The following is a 20,748-nucleotide window of genomic DNA, read 5'->3' as shown; positions in this document are numbered from 1 at the left end:
GAAGGTCCCCTTATGCCGAAGGTCCCCCGCACCGGTGCCCGACCGGTGCGGGGGACCTCCTCGCTTCGACGCGACCGCTACGCGTGCTCGCGCAGCACCCGGCTCGGGGCGTACAGCTCCGTCACGCTCGGACCGGAGGCGGCCAGGGCCGCCGCCGCCCGCTGGGGCTGCGGGGTGCGCTGGTGCGGCACCGGGGCGCCCTGCATCTCCGACACCGGGGACACGTCGGCCTGCGGCCGGCGCGCGCGGTAGGCGGAGCGGTAGGCGGCCGGGGAGGACCCGAGCTGCCGGCGGAAGTGGCCGCGCAGGGCGACCGGCGAGCGGAAGCCGCAGCGGCCGGCCACCTCGTCGACCGAGTAGTCCGAGGTCTCCAGCAGCCGCTGCGCCTGGAGCACCCGCTGGGTGATCAGCCACTGGAGCGGCGCGCTGCCGGTGAGCGAGCGGAACCGCCGGTCGAAGGTGCGCCTGCTCATGTAGGCGCGGGCGGCCAGCGTCTCCACGTCGAACTGCTCGTGGAGGTGTTCCAGCGCCCAGGCGACGACCTCGGCGAGCGGGTCGGCGCCGATCTCCTCGGGCAGCGACCGGTCGAGGTAGCGCTCCTGGCCGCCCGTGCGGCGCGGCGGGACGACGAGCCGTCGGGCCAGGGCCCCGGCCGCCTCGCTGCCGTGGTCGGTGCGCACGATGTGCAGGCACAGGTCGATCCCGGCCGCGGTGCCCGCAGACGTCAGCACGTCGCCGTCGTCCACGAAGAGCTCGCGGGGGTCGACGTGGACGGACGGGTAGCGCTTGGCCAGCGTCGGCGCGTACATCCAGTGCGTCGTCGCGGGCCGGCCGTCCAGCAGCCCGGCGGCGGCGAGCACGAAGGCTCCCGTGCACAGGCCGACGATCCGGGCCCCCTCCTCGTGCGCCAGGCGCAGCGCGTCGAGCGCCTCCGGCGGCGGCGGAGAAGTGATGGAGCGCCAGGCCGGCACGACGACGGTGCCCGCCCGGGCGATCGCCTCCAGCCCGTACGGCGCGGTCAGTTCGAGTCCGCCGGTGGTCCGCAGCGGACCGTCCTCACCGGCGCACACGAGCAGTCGGTAGCGTGGAACTCCCGCGTCCTGCCGGTCGATGCCGAACACGGACAGCGGAATGGAACTCTCGAAGATCGGTCCGCCGCTGAACAGCAGCACCGCGACGATCTCCCTGCGGCGACGCCCCGCGAGCTTCCGGCCCGCGTCCGCGACGACGGCGGTGGAATCCTGGCTCATGGCGCTAAGCCCCCCTTGGGTGTCGCGACTCCTTGGTCTGGTCGCACCTGCACGTTTCCCCTCGGCCTTGCACGTGGATCCCCCGCCGTAAATACATGATCGAATCTACTGCGTCCCGTGGTGTCGGCGTGACAAGTTCAGCACGCAGCGCTATGTCGACTTGGCAACTTGGCGAAAAGCATTCGATCAGGAAGCGTTCCACTCCGCTACCCGGCGAGGAAGCCCGCGATCCGGCCGTGGCCAGTACCCATGGGGTGGATACGTCCCCCGGAGTCCGTAGTCGCTGGTGGTGGGGGGATCGGGGGGACATTCCGGCAAGGGAAGCACTGGGTCCGGAAGTTGGCTGAAAACAACCGGGTGTGTACGTGCGAACCGGTCAGTCCTGCGGGGACGGGCCACCGGAGCCGTGGCAGCCGCGGTGCGAACCGGCCCCGGTGCGCGAGTGCCGGCCGCGGTGGCCGGACGGAAGCGGATCCTCCGTCAGCACCCGCGCCGCGGCCCGCTGCGTCTTCTCCGAGTACCGCAGCAGCACCCGGCAGGCGGCCGTCACGGCGGCCAGCCCCAGGGTCGCCACGGCGGCCCCGCCGTACGAGGTCCCGTAGACCACCAGGACCACCGGGACGAGCAGGCAGCTGAAGGCGGCCCAGCGCACCACGTCACCCGCCGGGTCGTCATGGGGCCGTCCGGCGGACTGCCCGGACGGGTGAAGCGGGGCGCGCCCCGAGGACGGCACGGAGCGGGCGGACCTGGCGGACCGGGCGGACCGCGTCATCGGAGCGGGCTGGACGGGCTGGACGGGGTGAACCGGATGACCGGGCACGGCGTACTCCCTGCGGGCTCTTCCTGGACGGTCGGACCCTTGTCCAACGTCGCGCGGCGCGCCTCGGTCACTGCGCGCACGGGTGGCGCGGGCACCGCCCGTCACTGGCTGTAGGGGACAGCTGCCATTGCAAAGGCGCCCGCGCTCCGGCATGCTCCCTGGGACGCTCTCCAAGGGCGGCACGCCCTGTGCAGGACAGGAGTGTCGCCGTACCCTGGTGGGTAAGGGCTGGGAAGATGCTTCCCGGACAGAGTTCCGTCACGCAGCGTCGTCAAAAGCGCTCGTGGGCCCAGTCCGCGTCGTCAGAAAGTCCGAGTCGCCGAAACCGCCCCTGTCGCTTCCCCCGAGGACTCTTCGCCGAGACACCCATGGCCGGTCACGAATTCTCCGAACCCGCGGACCGCAAGCGCAAACACCTCGCCGATTCCGTATCGAGCGACCTGCGCGCGGTGGAACAGACACGTCACCCCTGTGACCCGGCCTTCCGTCACGGCGTGGTGGTGGGCTTCGACGGCTCCACGTCCAGTGAGCGCGCCCTGGCCTACGCGATCGGCATGGCCCGGCGTTCCGGATCCGGCCTGATCATCGTGCACGTGGCCAACCGGCTGCCCACGACGGTGTGGGCCGGCTGTGAGCCGCCGGTCTTCGTGGACGTGCCCGACCACCGCACCGAGGTCCTCGGCCTGGAGCTGGCCTGCGCGGACTATCTGGCCGAGGTCCCGTGGATCCTGGTCGAGCGCGGCGGTGACATCTGTCACGAGCTGGAGGAGGTCGGCCGGGAGTACTCGGCGGACGCCATCGTGGTGGGTTCCACCCACGGACTCGTGGGCCGGATCTTCGGCTCCGTGGCGGGCCGGCTGGCGAAGCGGGCGCAGCGACCGGTTGTTGTCATTCCGTAACCCGCTGTATCTCGGTTGTGCGGTTGTGAACCCCCTTGTAAAGGGTAGATAAATGCTGCTGGGACGCAGCAAACAACTGCAGATCGAAGGGAGCCCGCCGTGGACAATGGTGTCTCTGCGGGAAGCACGGCCTCGACTTCGACCCTGGGGACCATCGCCCTGGGTCTCACCCTTCTCGCGTTCGGTATCGGCCACACGGGCGTCCTCGCCGGTGTGACCGCCGCCAACTCCGTTTCGCTCGCGATGTACGTCGGCGGAGCGGCGCTCTTCCTCCTCGGCCTCCTCGAGTACCGCGGCGGCGACGGCTTCAACGGCACGGCCTTCGCGGGCCTCGGCGTCTTCTGGTTCACCTGGGCCAAGGGCGCGGGCGCCGCGGTCTCGGACGAGGCGGCCGGAGCGTTCCTCGTCCTCTTCGCGATGCTCGCGCTGAGCCTGACGCTCGCCGCGGCGAGCGGAGTGTTCGGCCAGGGCGTCTACGGGCTGCTGACCCTCTCCCTCCTCCTGCTGGCCGTCGCCTCCTTCGCGGACAGCTCCGCACTGGCCAAGGCGGGCGGCTGGGTCGCGGCCGTGGCGGGGCTGCTGGCCTGGTACGGGGCCACCGCCGCGCTGGCGCACTGGCCGATGGCGCTCGGCAGGGCCCGGGGCAGGGCGGTCGCCGCGGGCTGAGCGGACCTGACGCCAGGTCACGGCACGGCGGCGCCGCCGCAGTTGCGACGGCTCCGGAACGCGGACGGCCCCCGGGGGAGATCCCCCGGGGGCCGTCCGCGTTCGCGGCGGTGACTACTCGACCGTGACCGACTTCGCCAGGTTGCGCGGCTTGTCGATGTCCCGGCCCAGGGCCAGGGCGGTGTGGTACGCCAGCAGCTGGAGCGGGATGCCCATCAGGATCGGGTCCAGCTCGTCCTCGTTCTTGGGCACGAGGATGGTGTGGTCGGCCTTCTCCTGCTCGCGGTGGGCGACGGCCAGGATCCGGCCGCTGCGGGCCTTGATCTCCTCCAGCGCCGCGCGGTTCTTCTCCAGCAGGTCGTCGTCCGGGACGATCGCGACCGTCGGCATGGCCGGCTCGATGAGCGCGAGCGGGCCGTGCTTCAGCTCGGAGGCCGGGTAGGCCTCGGCGTGGATGTAGGAGATCTCCTTCAGCTTCAGCGAGGCCTCCAGGGCCACCGGGTAGCCGCGGACCCGGCCGATGAACATCATCGACTTGGCGTCGGCGTACTCGGCCGCCAGCCGCTTGATGTCCTCCTCGCCCTTGAGGATCTCCTCGATCTGCGCGGGCAGCTTGCGCAGGCCCTCGATGATCCGCTTGCCGTCGGTGACCGACAGGTCCCGGATCCGGCCCAGGTGCACGGCGAGCAGCGCGAAGGCCACCACCGTGTTGGTGAAGCACTTGGTGGAGACGACGCACACCTCGGGGCCGGCGTGCACGTACACGCCGCCGTCGGCCTCGCGGGCGATCGCCGAGCCGACCACGTTGACCACGCCGAGGACGCGGGCGCCCTTGCGCTTGAGCTCCTGGACGGCCGCGAGCACGTCGTACGTCTCACCGGACTGGGAGACGGCGATGTAGAGGGTGTCCGGGTCCACGACCGGGTTGCGGTAGCGGAACTCGGAGGCCGGCTCGGCGTCGGCGGGGATGCGGGCCATGCTCTCGATCAGCCCGGCGCCGATGAGGCCCGCGTGGTAGGACGTGCCGCAGCCCAGGATCTTGACGCGGCGGATGCCGCGGGCCTCGCGCGGGTCCAGGTTCAGGCCGCCCAGGTGGACGGTGTTGAAGCGGTCGTCGATCCGGCCGCGCAGCACGCGGTCGACCGCGTCGGGCTGCTCGGAGATCTCCTTGTGCATGTAGGTGTCGTGGCCGCCCATGTCGTAGGAGGCGGCCTCCCACTCCACGGTCTCCGGGGTGGCGGTGGTCGTCGTACCGCTCGTGGTGTAGGTGCGGAAGTCATCGGCCTTGAGGGTGGCCATCTCGCCGTCGTTGAGGGTCACGACCTGGCGGGTGTGGGCGATCAGCGCGGCGACGTCGGAGGCGACGAGCATCTCCTTCTCGCCGATGCCGAGGATGACGGGCGAGCCGTTGCGGGCGACGACGATGCGGTCGGCGAAGTCGGCGTGCATCACGGCGATGCCGTAGGTGCCCTCGATGACCTTCAGCGCCTCGCGGACCTTCTCCTCCAGGCTGTCGGCCCGGGAGCGGGCGATCAGGTGGGTGATCACCTCGGTGTCGGTCTCGGAGGCGAAGACGACGCCCTCGGCCTCGAGCTTGGCGCGCAGCTCGGCGGCGTTGTCGACGATGCCGTTGTGGACGACGGCGACCTTGTTCTCGGGGTCCAGGTGCGGGTGCGAGTTGGTGTCGCTCGGGGCGCCGTGGGTGGCCCAGCGGGTGTGGGCGATGCCCGTGGTGCCGGCGAAGCGCTTGGGGACGCGGGCCTCCAGGTCGCGGACGCGGCCCTTCGCCTTGACCATCTTCAGCGCGGCGGCCTTCGGGCTGTTGACGACGATGCCCGCGGAGTCGTAGCCGCGGTACTCCAGTCGTGCCAGGCCCTCCAGCAGCAGCGGTGCCACGTCACGCTTGCCGATGTAACCGACGATTCCGCACATACGGTGTTGCCCCTCCTGAAGTTCGGTGTCCTGCTCGTCCGCGCGCGGCCACGGGGCCGCCCCGGCCCCGTCAGCCGTAGACGATGCGGCGCAGCTGCCGGAGCGAGAGCTCCGGGGGCGCCACGGCGCGGTGCGGCAGCTCGGCCGCGATCCGCTCGAAGATCTCCGCGTTGACCGCGCCGCCCGACTGCAGCTCGCGGTGGCGTCGGCGGACGAACTCCTCGGTCGTCTCGTTGAAGTACGCGAGCACGTCGAGCACCACCCGGGCGGCCTCGCCGCGCTGCAGCGCGGTGCTGCGCACCAGGTGGTCGACGAGGTCGTCATGGGACGGGCGGCGGTCGAGCACCAGTAGATATTGACTGTCCACGGGATGAAACGCAAAGATCCTGCCCGGAATCGGGCAGGATCCCGCTGGTCTGGACCAGGGAAGGGGAGATTCCGGTCCTGGGTGGTCAGAAACGACCCAAAATCGCCGCCTTCGCCGCCGCGAACTCGTCGGCGGTGAGGACGCCCGCCTGGTGCAGGTCGCCCGCCTCGCGCAGCCGCCGCAGCAGGGTGTCGTGGTCCACGGGCTCGCCCGCCAGGGCCGCCGACGACTCCGTGAGCGGGAGCGCCCCGGCCGGCCCGGGCGCGGCGGCCGCGGGATGGGGCATCCGTACGGCCACGGCCGCCGCGACCAGCGCCATCAGCGGGTCCTTCTTGAAGCCGAACAGCTCGACCGTGCACGGGTCGTACTTGGGTGCGGGGGTGCCCGTGGCGCCCGCCAGGGTGAACCGGAGCCAGCCGTTGTCCAGCCCCTTGGACGGGGACCACTCCACCGCCCGCACGTCCGCGAGCCGGAACTCGCGCGGCCCGCCCGAGCGCTTGGCCTCCTCGGTGGTCCAGTTCCAGTCCAGGACCACCCGGTCACCGTCGAAGGAGGCCGTCCCGTCACCCGCGCCGAAGGCGATCGGCACCGGCGGCCCCGGCAGCAGGTACGCGTCACACGGTCCGGGATCCACCTGGTCCAGCAGCAGGGCGTTGCGCACCTCGTCCACGAAGTACTCCGCCACCCCGCCGCGGTCCGGCTCCACGGACAGCCGGTACGGGTCCGAAGCCTCCGGCAGCCGCCCGCCCGTCACCTGGAGCAGCGGGTCCGCCCCGTCGCGCAGCCGCAGCCGCAGGCGGCCCGCCTTGCGCCCCGGCTCATGGCTGATCCCCGCGATCGCCCGCAGCGGCACCAGCACCTCGCCGAGATGCTGCCGCAGCAGCCCCACCCCCTTGTCGCGGCCCGGCACGATGCGCACCGCGTCCCCGTCGAAGGTCCACGTACCGTCCTTCTGGATGATTTCCGCCATCCGGTGATTGTCCCACCGGCCCACCCCTCCACGCCGGAGCCCCTGTTGGCCTATACCTGGCCCATGAGAGTCCTGCGACGCGCGCTCGGCACCCTCCTCGTCCTCGGCGGCCTCGGCTCCGCCGTCTCCTGTACCGCGGCCCACGGCGACGACGCCAGACCCGGCGCCGGGCGGCGCGCCGCCCTCGCCCCCTACGAACGGCTCCTGCCGGCGCCCGTCTCCGCGCGGGCCGGAGGCGCCGGGTACGCCTTCGACTCCGGCACGGTGATCCGTACCGGGCCGGACGCGCCGCGGGAGGTCCGGCAGGTCGGCGAACTCCTCGCGGAGCAGCTGCGCGGGCCGAGCGGGCTGCCGCTGCCGGTGGCACAGGGGCAGGAGGGGGACGGGATCCGGCTGCGGCTGGACGACGCGGCCCGGGAGCTGGGCGCGGAGGGCTACCGGCTGCGGACCACCGCCTCCGGGGTCACCCTGACCGCGCGCACCCCGGCGGGCCTCTTCCACGCCGGGCAGACGCTGCGGCAGCTGCTGCCGGTGCGGGGCGCGGGCGTGGTGCCGGGCGGCGAGGTCACGGACACGCCGCGCTTCGCGTACCGGGGGGCGATGGTGGACGTCGCCCGCCACCACTTCCCGGTGGAGCAGGTCAAGCGGTACGTCGACCAGCTCGCCCAGTACAAGATCAACACGCTGCACCTGCACCTCACCGACGACCAGGGCTGGCGCATCGCCATCGACTCCTGGCCGCGCCTCGCGACGTACGGCGGCGCGAGCGAGGTCGGCGGCGGCCCGGGCGGCTACTGGACCAAGGCCGCGTACCGGGACCTGGTCGCCTACGCGGCGCAGCGCTACGTCGACGTCGTCCCGGAGATCGACATGCCGGGCCACGTCAACGCCGCCCTGGCCTCCTACGCGGAGCTGAACTGCGACGGCAGGGCCCCCGAGCGCTACACCGGGACCAAGGTCGGCTTCAGCTCGCTGTGCGTGGGCAAGGAGCGCACGTACGAGTTCGTCGACGAGGTGCTCGGCGAGATCGCCGCCCTCACCCCCGGCCGCTACCTCCACATCGGCGGCGACGAGGCGCACTCCACCCCGGCGGCGGACTACGCGGCCTTCATGGACCGCGCCCAGGCGGTGGTGGCGGAGCACGGCAAGACGGTGGTGGCCTGGCACCAGCTGGCCGGCGCCCGCCCGGCGCGGGGGGCGGTGCTCCAGTACTGGGGCCACGACAAGACGCCCGCGGCGGACCGGTCGGCGGTCGCCGCGGCGGCCAGGGCGGGCCACCCCCTGATCCTCTCCCCGGCGGACCGCGCCTACCTGGACATGAAGTACGACAAGGCGACGAAGCCGGGCCTGTCCTGGGCCGGCTACGTCCCGGTCCAGCGCTCCTACTCCTGGAACCCGGGCTCCTACCTCCCGGACGTCCCCGAATCCTCGGTCCTCGGGGTCGAGGCCGCCCTCTGGACGGAGAACATCGCGACCCGGTCCGAGTGGGAACTGATGGCCTTCCCCCGCCTCCAGGGCCTCGCGGAACTCGGCTGGTCCCCGGCGGCCGCCCTGGACTGGCCCGCGTACCGCCTCCGCCTGGCCGCCCAGGCCCCCCGCCTGGAGGCCCAGGGCATCACCTACCACCGCGCCCCGGAGGTCCCGTGGGAGTAGCCCCGGCCCGGCGTCGCCGGGTGGCGTGAAGGGGACCGTCAGCTGTGGGCGCCCTCCTGCGCCGTCGCAGGTCCGTGCAACGATCTGTCGAACCGGGGGAGGCGGCAGGCTTGCGCCAAGGGGGCTAGAGGGAATGGGTTTTGACGAGGAGTGGGCTCAGCTGCGGGCGGCTGCCGCCGAGCGGCCGGCTTCGAGGAGCGGCGTAACACCGGTCCCGGCGACGGCGGTCTCCGCGGTCGCGGCAGAGCCGGTCGACGAGGCTCGGGAGGCGGCCGGGACACGGCTGGAGGAGTTCCGGCGGCAGGTGGTTCTGGTGCCGCTGGACGCCGGGGGCGGGTTGTGGACCGCCCCTCTCGGGGGCCTGGACTGGATCTGCGCGTTCTCGGGGGAGGAGGCCTTGGCCCGGTTCGCCGAGGCGCGCGGTGAGGCCGGACTGGAGTGGACGTTCCGGAAGGTGGCCGGTGCGCGGCTGCTGGACGAGGTCATCCCGGAGCTGGGCTTCCCGTGCGGCGTGGCCCTGGACGCCGCCGGCCCCGGCGGAGCGGTGTTCCCGCCGGTGCGGGGGATCGTGCCGGATGCGGCGGCGCTGGACGGGGAGGTGGCGGCGTGAACGGGGACGGGGCCGATCTGGACGTGTCGAAGCAGGCACTGGGCCAGATCGCGGACGGGATCACCAAGACGCTGGCCGAGCTGAGGGAGCTCGGCATGGCGGGTACGGCCGGCATGGGCCGGGGCTTCTCGGACCTGTCGCTGTCGGGGATGGAGACGGGCCACGACGGGCTGACGTCTTCCTTCAACGCGTTCTGCGAGCGCTGGGAGTGGGGTGTGCGCTCCCTGGTCCGGCAGGGCAACGACTTCGCCTTCAAGGTCGGCCTGTCGGCCGGCCTGGTGCACGAGCAGGACCAGTACATCCAGGGCGGCTTCAAGGTGCTGGCCAACTCGGCCATGGGGAATCCGTGATCTCACCCTGTCGAGCCCATCGACTGGTCGCATCTGGCGAAGCCCACGGAAAAGGTCACCGAGAAGGCGATTCATGCGGACTCGGTGTCGGCTGCCGATGCGGAGAAATATATCGATGACCGCTTCCCGTGGCTCAGGGACATAAACAACACGGACAATGCGGGCTACACCCTGAACTGTTCTCACAATGTGGTGTCAGTCGAGCATCGGTTGCAGGGGGTCGAGGTTTCTGCGGCACCCCGGGCGCAAGGTGAACATGTTCCCCCTGAGGCGCTAGGGGTGACGGACAGGGCGGCTGGTGAATATGACTTCGTCCACGGTTATGACGACATTATCCGTGACATCGAGGCTCGCGGACCTGAAGCTCGCAGCGTCGTATATATTCATCGCAGCGATGGTACTGCGCACGTCTTCAATGCCGTGAACACGGAGCACGGGGTAGTGTTCCTTGACGGTCAGAGTGGGACTTTGGCTGTTCTGGAAGACGTGCCCAATATTGGTCACATTCCTTACGGAGGGACATGATGCCGCTATCCGGCGCGGAAGCCCATGAGAGTGCCAGAAAGTTTCTACGTGAAGCGTTCTCCGAAAGTGGGAACGAATTCACGATCGTGATGCAGCCTGAGCTGTCCTTCGAGCACGACTTCGCATGGTGTGTTCGATTTGATTCACAGGAGCATCTCGAAACCGGAAATGTGGCCCTGGCCCCGTTCATCCGGGTGGTGGTCGTACCCAAGAACGGCGATGCACCCCATTTCCCGCCCACCCGCCTCCCTGTTGCCGCGTACCTCGACCAGCTCGCAGCGGGTAACTGGCCCCCCACCCAGGATTGAATGCGACTGATGACCGAACCGCAGCACATCGCGGCGCAGTGGCTTCTCGCCACGTACCGAGGGCTGGTGGAGCTGGCTGAGCCCAACCCCGTAGCCGAGGACTCCGGGACGTGGTTGTTCGCGTGCCGGACCACCGAGCAGCCGGGATATCCACGGACACCGATGCTGACCGCCTCCGTGGTGGTGCCCAAAGACGGTGGAGCCCCCTTCCATCCGGCTGCCGACGACCCCTGGGGAGACGCTGCCGAGTACAGCCGTACGCATGAAGAGCGAGAACCGGCGGCGCAGGCGCGGCGGTTGAATGCCCGGGGCTGCGTCGTGACGGTGGCCGCAGCCATCGCCGGGGCGCCGTCGACCCCCCTGCCCTGGCAGCCGGCGCATGAGGCGCCCGGATGGTGGGAACTGCTGATACGCCGCTACTTTCCCGGCGCGGAGCAGCTGCGGTGCGGAAGCTGGGACGAGGTGATCCGGCGAGCCGAGGAGACCGGGCCGGATACCCAGGGCGTGGTCTGGGTGCGCCGGGTGATCGGCGCCGTGGACGCGAGCGGGCACCTGCTGTACGTGCACAACCACAGCGGCGGAGTCGTTTTCCTCGACGGGATGACGGGCGGCCTGGCCCGGCTGGACACCGCGGGCGTGCTGGAGCTGGTGTTCGCGCGGTTCCGTCCCGGCGCGCCGCAGGGCGCCGAGGACTTCGGGACGGCCCGGATCAAGGCCGAGGAGTGGCTGCGGCGGACGTACGAGGAGCCCGTCGAGCTGGTGGCACCGGACCCGGCGGACGAGACGGCCCGCGGTTGGCTGTTCTCGTGCCAGACCACGGCCGCGCTGCGGACGGGGGACTGGCGGCACTCGATGCTGGACGCCGCCCTGGTGGTGCCGAAGGGACCCGGGACACCGTTCCTCCTGCCCAACTCCGATCCGTGGGGGTTCTTCGCCCGCTGGGACCGGGGTGAGTCGGCGGGCCCCACGCCGGAGCCGGGGAAGGCCGACTGGTTCGCGTCGACGATGGGACAGTTGGGGCCCGTCATGCAGGTGTCCGAGTTCCCGACCGTCGCGGCCTCTGTCCAGGCGGTCAAAGCCCTGCCGGCCGGCGGCCGGGCCCTGCTGTGGGTACGCCGCCTGGACGGGCGAGGCCGGGAGTCCACCGGGCTGCTGCTCACCGGTGTGCACTCCGAGGCCGGCTTCGTGGGACTCGTGGACGGCTCTGCGGAGGAGTTCAAGAGCCTGGACGGACTGGGGGAGTGCGGGGTCCGGGTCATCCGCTACCGGTGACGGCTCGGGTGAAGCGTTCGTACTCCGAGTCGCCCGGGGGGGAGGAGGCCGGCGCGGGTCATGGCGGTGCCCAGTTCCCGCTCGCGCTGCGGGTCCTCGCATTCCAGGCCGCACTGGATAATCTGCGCGACCATCTCCGTGGTGCCGGCCCGGAAGATCGAGCCGCTGTCCGACTGGTAGAACCACGCCTCGTACAGGGGCGTTCCGTCGGCCGCCACCACGTCCCAGAGTTCGCACGCGTACAGCACGGCCTCGTCGTCGGGGGTGTCCTGGTTCAGGCGGCGCTCCGCCGGGAGGTCCTCGTCGTCGTACGCGGTTCCGCACAGCCTGACCTGTTCGAGCTGCACGGAACCGAGCTGCGTGACCGAGGTGATGTGCCGCCTGTGGGTGAATTCCGCCATGGGCGCGGACGCTATCAGGCGGGCGGCGGGCGGGGGCCCGCCCGCCGGGGGCGTCAGCGTTGGGCGAAGGGGGCGAGGGGGTTTTTGAGGGTGCCGATCAGTTGGAGGGCCGCCGACGGGTCGGCCAGGTCGACCATCTGCCGGTTGTCGCGCAGTTGCAGGCGGTTCAGGCAGGACAGCTGGAACTCCGGTGTGAAGAGGTCGTAGCGCGCGAAGCGGTCCGCCAGGGCGGGGAGGGAGTCCTGGTAGTCGTGGGCGCAGTCCGCCACCGCCCGCCAGAACACTTCCTCCGTGCAGATGCCCTCCTCCACCAGGATCGCGTTCAGGAAGCGGAAGAAGCAGTCGAAGACGTCCGTGAAGACGGACAGGAGCCTCATGTCCTCCGGGACGTCGGCCTTGATCCGCTCCACCGCCGGCGGGAGGACCGCGTCCGGGTCCATGACCACGATCTCCTCGGCGATGTCCTTGAAGACCGCCCGCTGAACGACCCCGTCCTTGATGACCAGGATGGTGTTCTCGCCGTGCGGCATGTACGCGAGGTCGTACCGGTAGAAGCAGTGCAGGAGGGGGAGGAGGTACGCGCGGAGGTACGGCTTGAGCCACTGCGCCGGGGTGAGGCCCGATTCCGCGATGAGGGCGCCGACGAAGGACCTGCCGTCCGCGTCCACGTGCAGCAGCGAGGCCATGGTCGCGAGGCGTTCGCCCTCCTGGAGGGAGTTCACCGGGGACTCGCGCCACAGGGCCGCCAGCATCTTGCGGTACGGCGAGTAGCGGTCCGTCGCGCGCTCGTACTGGCGGTGGTGGTAGCCGATCGCCGCGCGCTCGCGGATGATCGAGAAGTCGACGGACCGGAGGACCTCGTCCGACTCGATCAGCTGGTGGAGCCAGTCATTGATGGCCGGGGTGGCCTCCATGTAGGCGGCGGAGAGGCCGCGCATGAAGCCCATGTTGAGGACCGAGATGGCCGTCTTGACGTAGTGCTTCGTCGGGGTGGTGGTGTTGAAGAAGGTGCGGATCGACTGCTGGGGGAGGTAGGCGTCCTCGCCCTCGCCCAGCAGGACCAGGCGGCGGTTGGCGATCTCGGCGGCGAAGGTGACCGTGGTCTTGTTCCACCACTGCCAGGGGTGGACGGGGAGGAAGTGGTAGTCCGCCGGGTCGAGGCCCAGGGCGGTCAGCCTCGCGCGGAAGCCCGCCGTCGCGGCCTCGCCCAGCTCCTCGCGCAGGAACGTGTCGTGGTCCAGGCCCGCGCCCGCCGTGAAGGTGGAGACGTCCTTGTGGGCCGCCACCCACACCAGGTGGACCGGGCTCGCCGCCTCCGGGGCGTACGCGAGGTACTCGTGCACGCCGAAACCAAGGCGGCCGTTGTTGGCGACGAAGCAGGGGTGGCCCTCCGTCATGCCCGTCTCGATGTCCTGGAACGACGACTTGGCCAGCACCGGGGAGGGGGTCTGCGGCTTGGTGTACTTGAAGGCCGTGCCGGCCAGGGTGGAGGAGATCTCCTCCAGGTAGACGGGCAGGACCTCCGCGCTCAGGCCCAGGGTCTGCCGGAACTCCGTGTGGAAGTCCAGGGCGTCCGGCTCCAGCTGCTCCCCGTCCCGGTGGCGGGTGATCGACTGCTCGTCCACCGCCCAGTGGTCCAGGGCGTGCAGGGCCGCACGGAAGCGGTACTCGACCGTCCCGTCGTCGCTGAGGACGCGGTAGAGGCCGGACTCCAGCTCCTTCGGGGTCAGCAGGCGCTCGTGGGAGAACTCCGCGAGGGCCTTGCGCACCAGGGCGCGGTTCGCGCGGGCCCACGGCTCGGGGGAGAGGTGGGAGACGGCGTCTGCCAGGCTCATGCCGTGACTCCCGTCGTGCGGGCGGTGGCCGCCTCGAACTGCTCGCGGGTGCAGAAGCTGAGCAGGGCGACCTTCTCGGGCTTGCGGACCTCGCGCTCGGGGACGAAGCCGACGGCCTCGTTGAGGGCGTGGACCGCCGTGTTGCGGACGTCCGGTTCGACCACGACGCGCCGGTTGGCGGGGTCGGCGAAGAGGGCGGCCATCACGGTCGTGATCACGGCGCGGGTGAAGCCGGCGAGGGGGGTGTCCGTCGGGGCCACCAGGAAGTGCATGCCGACGTCGCCGGGGCTCGCCTCGTACAGGCCGACGAGCTCCAGGCGGGAGGGGTCGTAGCTCTCCATCAGGAAGGCAGGGCGGCCCTCGTGGAGGCCGAGGAAGGCGTGGTGGTGGTCGTGCGCGGTGATGCGGACGTACTCGCGCTCGACCTCGGTGAGGGAGGCGTCCTGCATCATCCAGAACGACGCCTTGGGGTGCGTGACCCAGCCGTGCAGGAGTTCCGCGTCCGAGAAGGGGTCCAGGGGCCGGACGGAGAAGGTGCCCAGGGCCGGGTCGGTGCGGGAGAACAGGGGGGCGGGGGTGGTGCTCATGCGGGGACGCCTTCCGGGGCCGCGAACTGCTGGAACGCGATGGACTTCTCGACCTTGTAGTGCTCGCGGCCGAGCAGCTCGCCGACGAGGTACGCGTTGCGGTACGCGCCCATGCCCAGGTCGGGCGAGGTGAGGGAGTGGTTGTGGGTGGTGCCGTTCTGCAGGTACACCCCGCGGCCGGTCACGTCGATGCTGTAGTTGCGGGCCGCGTCGAGGCGGCCGCGGCCGTCGAAGTTCAGCCGGTCGCGGACCGGGTCCAGGAACTCCGGTATCCGGTACCGGTAGCCGGTGGCCAGGACCAGGCCCTGCGTGGTGAGGGTGAAGTCCCGCTCCTGCTCCTCCTGGCGCAGGCCCAGGGTGTACGTGCCCGTGGTGGTGTCGTACGCCGTGCTGTTGAGGGAGGTGTTGGTGAGGAGGGTGGTGGGGACCGCGCCCGGCATGGTGACCTTCTTCTGGTAGAGCAGGTCGAAGATGGCGTTCACCAGGTCGCCGTCGATGCCCTTGAAGAGGTTCTTCTGCTGGGTCTCCAGCCGGTAGCGGGTCTCCTCGGGGAGGGCGTGGAAGTAGTCCACGTACTCCGGTGAGGTCATCTCCAGGGTGAGCTTGGTGTATTCGAGCGGGAAGAAGCGCGGGGAGCGGGTCACCCAGTTGAGCTGGTAGCCGTGTACGTCGATCTCGGCGAGGAGGTCGTAGTAGATCTCGGCCGCGCTCTGGCCGGAGCCGACCAGGGTGATCGACTCCTTCGCCTGGAGGGCCTCCTTGTGCCGCATGTACGAGGAGTTGTGCAGGAAGTCGCCGCCCAGGCCCTCGCAGGACGGGGGGACGTACGGCGGGGTGCCGGTGCCCAGGACCAGACGGCGGGCGCGGAACGTCTCCCCGCCGTCCGTGTGGACCTCGTACAGCCCGGTGGCCTCGTCGTGGGTGACCTCGGTGACGGTGGTGGAGTAGAGGACGTTGTCGAGCCGGTCGGCGGCCCAGCGGCAGTAGTCGTCGTACTCGGCGCGCAGCGGGTAGAAGTTCTCCCGGATGTAGAAGGAGTACAGCCGGTCCTTGTCCTTCAGGTAGTTCAGGAAGGAGAAGGGCGAGGTCGGGTCGGCGAGGGTGACCAGGTCCGACATGAACGGCGTCTGGAGGTGCGCGCCGTCCAGGAACATTCCGGCGTGCCATTCGAAGTGCGGCTTCGACTCGATGAAGAGCCCGTCGAGCTCGTCGAGCGGTGCGGTCAGGCAGGCGAGTCCCAGGTTGAAGGGGCCCAGGCCGATGCCGATGAAGTCGTGGGGCTTAGCGGTGGACGGCAAGGGATTCTCCCAGGAACTGCTCGGCGTGGGCGGCGAGGAGGTCGAGGACGGCCGTGATGTCGGACGTCGTGGTCTGCGGGTTGAGGAGGGTGAACTTCAGGTACTGCCTCCCGTCGACCTTGGTTCCGGCGACGACGGCCTCACCGGAGGCGAACAGGGCCTTGCGGGCGTGCAGCTGGGCCTCGTCCACGAGGTCGGGGCGCAGGTCGCCGCCGGGGAGGTAGCGGAAGACGAGGGTGGAGAGCTGCGGCTCCACGACGACCTCGAAGCGCGGGTCGGCCGCGATGAGGCCGTGGCCGGCGGCGGCCAGGTCGACGACCTGGTCGAAGAGGGAGCCGACCCCGTCGGCGCCCATCACGCGCAGGGTCATCCACAGCTTGAGCGCGTCGAAGCGGCGCGTGGTCTGGATCGACTTGTCGACCTGGTTCGGGATCCGCTCCTCGGCCATGCGGCGCGGGTTGAGGTAGTCGGCGTGGTACGTGGCGTGCCCCAGCGTGGCGCGGTCGCGCACCAGCATTGCGCTGGAACTCACGGGCTGGAAGAACGACTTGTGGTAGTCGACGGTGACCGAGTCGGCCTTCTCGATGCCGTCGAGGAGGTGCCGGCGGGTGGGGGAGACCAGCAGGCCGCAGCCGTAGGCGGCGTCCACGTGCATCCACGCGGAGTGTTCCGCGGCCAGCCGGGCGATCTCGGGGAGCGGGTCGATGGACCCGAAGTCGGTGGTGCCGGCGGTGGCGACGACGGCCATGGGGACGAGGCCTTCGCCGGCGCAGCTCTCCAGCTCCAGGGCCAGCACCGCGGTGTCCATGCGGCGGTGGCGGTCGACGGGCACGCGGATGACGGCCTCGTAGCCCAGGCCCAGCATGGCGGCCGACTTCTGCACGCTGAAGTGGCTCGCCTCCGAGGCGAAGATGCGGAGTTTCGGGAGCAGTTCGGCCTTGGTGCGCTCGGCGCCCTCGTCACGGGCGCGGCGCATGGCGGTCCGGCAGGCCTCGTCGCGGGCGAGGAGCAGCGCATGGAAGTTGGACTGGCTGCCGCCGGAGGTGAAGACGCCGTCGGCGTCCTCGCCGAGGCCGATGCGGCGGGCGGTCCAGTCGATCAGCCGGCGCTCGATGAGGGTGCCGCCGATGGACTGGTCCCAGGTGTCGAGGGAGGAGTTGACGGCCGACAGGACCGCCTCGCCGACGACGGCCGGGATGACCACCGGGCAGTTGAGGTGCCCCAGGTAGCGCGGGTGGTGGAAGTACACGGCGTCGCGGAGGTAGACGTCCTCGAGCTCGTCGAGGGCGGCGGCGGTGTCGGCCAGCGGCTCGTCGAGGTCGATGCGGTCGATGACCGGCGCGAGTTCGCCGACGGATATGCCGGTGTGGGGCCGCTGCGTGGCGGCGAGCCGGGCGGCGACGCGGTCGACGCCGGCGGTGACGGAGCGCCGGTAGAGGTCCGCGGTCGTCTCGTTCAGCAGATGCGAGCGCATCAACTTTCCTCCGGGCGGGGGGAGCGGGGGGTGGGGTGTGTCAGTTAGGTTAGCCTAACCTAACTTCGATCACAAACAGAGGAGGGCCCCGGCAGCCGCCGGGGCCCTCCTCGTGAACTTCCCTGCCTGGCGCAGGCGGTGCTACAGCTCGGACGCGGGGTCCTCGCTCGGGGCCCGCCCCGCGTACGCCTCGGCGAGCAGCTGCTCCTCGCTCGCGCCGAGCCGCCAGTAGCCCGTGAAACGCACCGCGCGGCGGTCGAGGGAACGTTCCCCCACCAGGTGGCGGCGTACGGCGCGGACCGTGCCGGCCTCGCCCGCGAGCCAGGCGTAGGGGGCCTGCGCGGCGGGCAGTTCCGCCGCCCGCACCGCCTCCACCACGCGGCTGGTGCGCTCGGGGCGGGCCGCGCCCTTCTCGCGCACGATCCAGGTGACGTCCGCGTCGGCGGGGGTGCGCAGGGCGAGCCGGTCGTCCGCGTGCGGGACCTCGAACCAGGCCTTCACCCTGGTCCCGGGCGGGAGCCCTTCGAGGATGGCGGCCGCGGCGGGCAGGGCCGTCTCGTCCGCGTACATCAGGACGGCGTCGGTGGCGGCCGGGGGCTGGAAGCGGACGGACTTGTTCTGCGCGACGGCCGGACCGATGGCCATGATCCGCCGGCCGGTGACGGCCTTGCCCGCCCAGCGCGACGCCGGGGAGGCGTCCCCGTGCAGGACGAAGTCGATGTCGACCTCGTCCACGCCCCCGTCCGTACGCCGCTGCTCGCGCACCGTGTAGGAGCGCATCACCGGGCGGTCCTCGTCCGGCATCGCGCGCCACGCCTCGAACCAGGTGTCCTCGTCGGTGGAGGGGAGTTCGGTGTGCTCGGCGTGCGCCGGCGGCAGGAAGAGCGAGAGGCTCTGGTCGCGGCCCCCGGAGCGGAACTCCGCGAGGGACTCCCCGCCGAAGGTGACGCGCAGGAAGGAGCGGCCGAGGCGGCGCGTGCGCAGGACCTCCATCGTGAAGAAGCGGAAGTGCGCCGCGGCCTGTTCGGCCCCGGAATCGATGGCGGTCATGCGCGAGTCCCCCAGGGAGAAGACGGGCGGCACCGGCGGGTGCGGTACCGGACGGGCAGTGCCGGAAGCCGGGCCCCCGGCGGTGGCCGGGGGCCCGGCGGTCAGGCCCGGCGGGCGAGGGTCAGGAGACCTTCTTGGCGTTCTGGATGGTCTTGGCGAGGTCCTCAAGGATCTGGGCGCACTTCTCGTACGAGTAGATCGGCTCGGTCACGCGCGGAGCGACCTGGCCGGCCTTGACGGCGGGCAGCTCGTTCCAGGTCGGCTTGGTCTTCAGCGCCTCGGCCTGGAGGGCCTGCGTGCGGTTGTCGAGGAGGACGACGTCGGCCTTGTACTTGCCGGCGTTCTCCCAGCTGAGGCTCTCGTAGAAGCCCTGCGGGTCCAGCTTGTCCTGCTCCGGGGCGACGAACTCGACCCCGAGGGACTCGAAGTACTTCAGGTCGGCCGAGGTCTTCGGGGTGGAGACGTAGAAGAGCTGGTCCGCGCCGGAGGCGACGAGCACCTTGATGCCCGGGTTCGCCTTGACGGCCTCGCGGACCTTGGCGGAGGCGGCGTCGAAGCGGGCCTTGGCGTCGGCGGCCTTCTTGGAGCCGAGGTCGGCGCCGAGGGACTTGGCGAGGTCCGCCGTCCGCTCCAGCGCCTTGTCCATGGAGGCCTTGTCGCCCACGCCGATCGCGGCGGCCGGGGCCAGCTTCAGGATCTTGTCCTTGGAGGCCTCCGGGACGTACCAGTACGTGCCGTCCCAGGTGTTGGTGGCGAGGAGCTCCGGCTTCAGGGCGGCGTACTTCTCGACGTTGAACTCGTCGTAGACGTTGCCGAGGACCTCGACCTTGGAGATGTCCATCGACCCGGCCATCGGGTCGGGCTTGCCGTCCGCCAGCCTGGTCGGGCCGAACACGCCCTTGACCTGCACGCCGTAGTCGTACAGGGCGGCCGCGGTGCCCGTGTAGGCGACGATGTTCTTCGGAGTGGACGGGGCGGTGGCCTTCTTGCCGAGGTCGTCCTGGAAGCTCCAGGCGCCCGCGGCCGCCGCGCCCCCCTTCTCGCCCCCCGCGTCCTTCGCCCCGTCGGTGCCGCCGCACGCGGTGAGTGCCGCGACGAGGCCGAGGGCGCCGCCGGCCGCGACGAGACCGCGGCGGGAGAGGAAGGTCGTACGGGGCTGGGGCATGGCGAAGTCCGCTTTCGTGCGTGCAGGGAGGCGGCCGGGGAACCCGGAGCCGTTCGCAGGGAAGGTTAGCCTAACCTTGGCTGAAAACGGTAAGGGGATCCTCATCCCAGGGTCCCCTCGTCGCTTGCCGCGCGCCGCGCGGGCGTTCGTCAGCCGGTGAAGCCCAGCTCACGGGCGATCAGCATGCGCTGCACCTCGCTCGTGCCCTCGCCGATCTCCAGGATCTTGGAGTCCCGCCACATGCGGGCCACGGGGTACTCGTTCATGAACCCGTAGCCGCCGTGGATCTGCGTCGCGTCCCGGGCGTTGTCGACCGCGACCGTCGAGGAGTACAGCTTCGCGATCGCCGCCTCCTTCTTGAACGGCTCCCCGTGCACCAGCCGGGAGGCCGCGTCCCGCCAGCCGATGCGGGCCATGTGGGCGCGCGTCTCCATGTCGGCCAGCTTGAACTGGATGGCCTGGTTGTCGCCGATCGGCTTGCCGAAGGCCTGCCGCTCCTTGGCGTACTTCACCGACTCGTCCACGCAGCCCTGCGCGAGGCCCGTCGCCAGGGCCGCGATGGCGATGCGGCCCTCGTCGAGGATCCGCAGGAACTGGGCGTAGCCGCGGCCCTCCTCGCCCACCAGGTTGGCGAGCGGCACCCGGACCCCGTCGAAGGACAGCTCGCGGGTGTCCGAGGAGTTCCAGCCGACCTTGGAGTACGGCGCGGCCACCGTGAAGCCGGGGGTGCCGGACGGGACGATGATCGAGGAGATCTCCGGACGGCCGTCCGCCTTGCGGCCGGTGACGGCGGTGACGGTGACCAGACCGGTGATGTCCGTACCGGAGTTGGTGATGAAGCACTTGGAGCCGTTGATCACCCACTCGTCGCCCTCGCGCACGGCGGTGGTGCGGGTGCCGCCCGCGTCACTGCCCGCGCCGGGCTCGGTCAGGCCGAAGGCGCCGAGCACCTCGCCCGAGCACAGCTTCGGCAGCCACTCCCGCTTCTGCTCCTCCGAGCCGAACAGGTACAGGGGCATGGCGCCCAGGGAGACGCCCGCCTCCAGGGTGATCGCGACCGAGGAGTCGACACGGGCCAGCTCCTCCAGGGCGATGCCGAGCGCGAGGTAGTCGCCGCCCATGCCGCCGTACTCCTCCGGGAAGGGCAGGCCGAACAGGCCCATGCGGCCCATCTCGCGGACGATCTCGTACGGGAACTCGTGGCGCTCGTACAGGTCGCCGATCTTCGGCGCGACCACGTCGTGCGCGAACGCCTCGACGGTGCGGCGGAGTTCCTCGTGCTCGGGGGTGAGCCGGTGGTCGAGGGACATGGTGTG

Annotated in this window: 21 protein-coding genes; 8 read left to right on the top strand and 13 right to left on the bottom strand. The window is 71.0% G+C overall.

The features are described 5' to 3' along the window. Positions 1–77: 77 nt before the first annotated feature. Both ACZ501_RS04325 and ACZ501_RS04320 read right to left on the bottom strand, forming a co-directional pair. The gene (locus ACZ501_RS04325; RefSeq protein ID WP_361602521.1) at positions 78–1,250 is read right to left on the bottom strand and encodes a helix-turn-helix domain-containing protein; all 1,173 of its coding nucleotides are present in this window, start codon (positions 1,248–1,250) and stop codon (positions 78–80) included. 376 nt (positions 1,251–1,626) lie between these two features. Then, complete coding sequence (locus ACZ501_RS04320; RefSeq protein WP_468792406.1) at positions 1,627–2,070, bottom strand: hypothetical protein; 444 nt, start codon at positions 2,068–2,070, stop codon at positions 1,627–1,629. A gap of 368 nt (positions 2,071–2,438) precedes the next feature. Here ACZ501_RS04320 and ACZ501_RS04315 point away from each other — a divergent pair, with 368 nt between their 5' ends. Together ACZ501_RS04315 and ACZ501_RS04310 are read left to right on the top strand one after the other, a co-directional pair. Beyond that, complete coding sequence (locus ACZ501_RS04315; RefSeq protein WP_361602515.1) at positions 2,439–2,969, top strand: universal stress protein; 531 nt, start codon at positions 2,439–2,441, stop codon at positions 2,967–2,969. Between the two features lie 99 nt (positions 2,970–3,068). Further along, positions 3,069–3,635: a GPR1/FUN34/YaaH family transporter gene (locus ACZ501_RS04310; RefSeq protein WP_361602512.1), complete on the top strand. Its 567-nt coding sequence runs from the start codon at positions 3,069–3,071 to the stop codon at positions 3,633–3,635. Positions 3,636–3,749: 114 nt separating this feature from the next. Here the strand turns inward: ACZ501_RS04310 and glmS are convergent, their stop codons facing one another. From glmS to ACZ501_RS04295, 3 genes are all read right to left on the bottom strand, one after another. Further along, positions 3,750–5,567, bottom strand: coding sequence for a glutamine--fructose-6-phosphate transaminase (isomerizing) (gene glmS, locus ACZ501_RS04305; RefSeq protein ID WP_361611266.1), 1,818 nt, complete (start codon positions 5,565–5,567; stop codon positions 3,750–3,752). Between the two features lie 70 nt (positions 5,568–5,637). Continuing rightward, entirely contained in the window at positions 5,638–5,913 is a 276-nt protein-coding gene (locus ACZ501_RS04300; protein ID WP_007264192.1) for a hypothetical protein, read from the bottom strand. Positions 5,914–6,019: 106 nt separating this feature from the next. Further along, the gene (locus ACZ501_RS04295) at positions 6,020–6,904 is read right to left on the bottom strand and encodes a DUF4429 domain-containing protein (RefSeq protein WP_361611264.1); all 885 of its coding nucleotides are present in this window, start codon (positions 6,902–6,904) and stop codon (positions 6,020–6,022) included. Positions 6,905–6,967: 63 nt separating this feature from the next. Between ACZ501_RS04295 and ACZ501_RS04290 the strand changes: the two genes are divergently transcribed. The 6 genes from ACZ501_RS04290 (at position 6,968) to ACZ501_RS04265 (ending at position 11,622) form a co-directional block, all read left to right on the top strand. After that, entirely contained in the window at positions 6,968–8,557 is a 1,590-nt protein-coding gene (locus ACZ501_RS04290; RefSeq protein WP_468792403.1) for a beta-N-acetylhexosaminidase, read from the top strand. A 133-nt stretch (positions 8,558–8,690) separates the two neighbouring features. After that, complete coding sequence (locus ACZ501_RS04285) at positions 8,691–9,167, top strand: SseB family protein (RefSeq protein ID WP_468792400.1); 477 nt, start codon at positions 8,691–8,693, stop codon at positions 9,165–9,167. Then, positions 9,164–9,517, top strand: a complete 354-nt coding sequence (locus ACZ501_RS04280) for a hypothetical protein (RefSeq protein ID WP_468792397.1) — start codon at positions 9,164–9,166, stop codon at positions 9,515–9,517. The genes ACZ501_RS04285 and ACZ501_RS04280 overlap by 4 nt, the downstream gene beginning before the upstream one ends. An 84-nt stretch (positions 9,518–9,601) precedes the next feature. Continuing rightward, entirely contained in the window at positions 9,602–10,042 is a 441-nt protein-coding gene (locus ACZ501_RS04275) for a toxin glutamine deamidase domain-containing protein (protein ID WP_468792394.1), read from the top strand. Then, positions 10,039–10,350: a YrhB domain-containing protein gene (locus ACZ501_RS04270; RefSeq protein ID WP_468792391.1), complete on the top strand. Its 312-nt coding sequence runs from the start codon at positions 10,039–10,041 to the stop codon at positions 10,348–10,350. The genes ACZ501_RS04275 and ACZ501_RS04270 overlap by 4 nt, the downstream gene beginning before the upstream one ends. 9 nt (positions 10,351–10,359) lie before the next feature. After that, entirely contained in the window at positions 10,360–11,622 is a 1,263-nt protein-coding gene (locus ACZ501_RS04265; protein WP_468792388.1) for a YrhB domain-containing protein, read from the top strand. Here the strand turns inward: ACZ501_RS04265 and ACZ501_RS04260 are convergent. The 8 genes from ACZ501_RS04260 to ACZ501_RS04225 form a co-directional block, all read right to left on the bottom strand. Then, positions 11,613–12,023: a hypothetical protein gene (locus tag ACZ501_RS04260; RefSeq protein WP_468792386.1), complete on the bottom strand. Its 411-nt coding sequence runs from the start codon at positions 12,021–12,023 to the stop codon at positions 11,613–11,615. The two genes, ACZ501_RS04265 and ACZ501_RS04260, sit on opposite strands and share 10 nt — an antisense overlap. Before the next feature lie 53 nt (positions 12,024–12,076). Next, entirely contained in the window at positions 12,077–13,858 is a 1,782-nt protein-coding gene (locus ACZ501_RS04255) for an IucA/IucC family protein (RefSeq protein ID WP_468792383.1), read from the bottom strand. Further along, a complete protein-coding gene (locus ACZ501_RS04250; RefSeq protein ID WP_361599700.1) occupies positions 13,855–14,445 on the bottom strand; it encodes a GNAT family N-acetyltransferase in 591 nt (196 codons plus the stop codon). Before ACZ501_RS04250 ends, ACZ501_RS04255 begins: the two co-directional genes overlap by 4 nt. Continuing rightward, positions 14,442–15,743 carry a lysine N(6)-hydroxylase/L-ornithine N(5)-oxygenase family protein gene (locus ACZ501_RS04245; protein WP_468792380.1) on the bottom strand — a complete coding sequence of 434 codons (1,302 nt, stop codon included), beginning with the start codon at positions 15,741–15,743 and terminating at the stop codon, positions 14,442–14,444. Before ACZ501_RS04245 ends, ACZ501_RS04250 begins: the two co-directional genes overlap by 4 nt. Next, on the bottom strand, positions 15,727–17,217 hold the full coding sequence (locus tag ACZ501_RS04240; RefSeq protein WP_361599694.1) for a pyridoxal phosphate-dependent decarboxylase family protein: 1,491 nt from the start codon (positions 17,215–17,217) through the stop codon (positions 15,727–15,729). Before ACZ501_RS04240 ends, ACZ501_RS04245 begins: the two co-directional genes overlap by 17 nt. Before the next feature lie 141 nt (positions 17,218–17,358). Continuing rightward, positions 17,359–18,267 (bottom strand): siderophore-interacting protein, encoded by a 909-nt coding sequence (locus ACZ501_RS04235; protein WP_468792377.1) that lies wholly within the window; start codon positions 18,265–18,267, stop codon positions 17,359–17,361. Between the two features lie 121 nt (positions 18,268–18,388). After that, positions 18,389–19,432 (bottom strand): ABC transporter substrate-binding protein, encoded by a 1,044-nt coding sequence (locus ACZ501_RS04230; protein WP_468792374.1) that lies wholly within the window; start codon positions 19,430–19,432, stop codon positions 18,389–18,391. A 149-nt stretch (positions 19,433–19,581) separates the two neighbouring features. Then, positions 19,582–20,742: an acyl-CoA dehydrogenase family protein gene (locus ACZ501_RS04225; RefSeq protein WP_362460885.1), complete on the bottom strand. Its 1,161-nt coding sequence runs from the start codon at positions 20,740–20,742 to the stop codon at positions 19,582–19,584. Positions 20,743–20,748 lie beyond the last annotated feature (6 nt).

The organism is Streptomyces sp. NPDC034085, from assembly GCF_055575555.1.
The sequence above is the reverse complement of the archived record's forward strand: the minus strand, read 5'-3'. Positions and strand labels throughout refer to the sequence as shown.

Coding starts and splice junctions, on each gene's coding strand:
- ACZ501_RS04325 (WP_361602521.1), bottom strand. CDS start 1,250: ATGAGCCAGGATTCCACCGCCGTCGTCGCGGACGCGGGCCGGAAGCTC.
- ACZ501_RS04315 (WP_361602515.1), top strand. CDS start 2,439: ATGGCCGGTCACGAATTCTCCGAACCCGCGGACCGCAAGCGCAAACAC.
- glmS (WP_361611266.1), bottom strand. CDS start 5,567: ATGTGCGGAATCGTCGGTTACATCGGCAAGCGTGACGTGGCACCGCTG.
- ACZ501_RS04295 (WP_361611264.1), bottom strand. CDS start 6,904: ATGGCGGAAATCATCCAGAAGGACGGTACGTGGACCTTCGACGGGGAC.
- ACZ501_RS04290 (WP_468792403.1), top strand. CDS start 6,968: ATGAGAGTCCTGCGACGCGCGCTCGGCACCCTCCTCGTCCTCGGCGGC.
- ACZ501_RS04285 (WP_468792400.1), top strand. CDS start 8,691: ATGGGTTTTGACGAGGAGTGGGCTCAGCTGCGGGCGGCTGCCGCCGAG.
- ACZ501_RS04270 (WP_468792391.1), top strand. CDS start 10,039: ATGATGCCGCTATCCGGCGCGGAAGCCCATGAGAGTGCCAGAAAGTTT.
- ACZ501_RS04265 (WP_468792388.1), top strand. CDS start 10,360: ATGACCGAACCGCAGCACATCGCGGCGCAGTGGCTTCTCGCCACGTAC.
- ACZ501_RS04260 (WP_468792386.1), bottom strand. CDS start 12,023: ATGGCGGAATTCACCCACAGGCGGCACATCACCTCGGTCACGCAGCTC.
- ACZ501_RS04255 (WP_468792383.1), bottom strand. CDS start 13,858: ATGAGCCTGGCAGACGCCGTCTCCCACCTCTCCCCCGAGCCGTGGGCC.
- ACZ501_RS04250 (WP_361599700.1), bottom strand. CDS start 14,445: ATGAGCACCACCCCCGCCCCCCTGTTCTCCCGCACCGACCCGGCCCTG.
- ACZ501_RS04240 (WP_361599694.1), bottom strand. CDS start 17,217: ATGCGCTCGCATCTGCTGAACGAGACGACCGCGGACCTCTACCGGCGC.
- ACZ501_RS04235 (WP_468792377.1), bottom strand. CDS start 18,267: ATGACCGCCATCGATTCCGGGGCCGAACAGGCCGCGGCGCACTTCCGC.
- ACZ501_RS04230 (WP_468792374.1), bottom strand. CDS start 19,432: ATGCCCCAGCCCCGTACGACCTTCCTCTCCCGCCGCGGTCTCGTCGCG.
- ACZ501_RS04225 (WP_362460885.1), bottom strand. CDS start 20,742: ATGTCCCTCGACCACCGGCTCACCCCCGAGCACGAGGAACTCCGCCGC.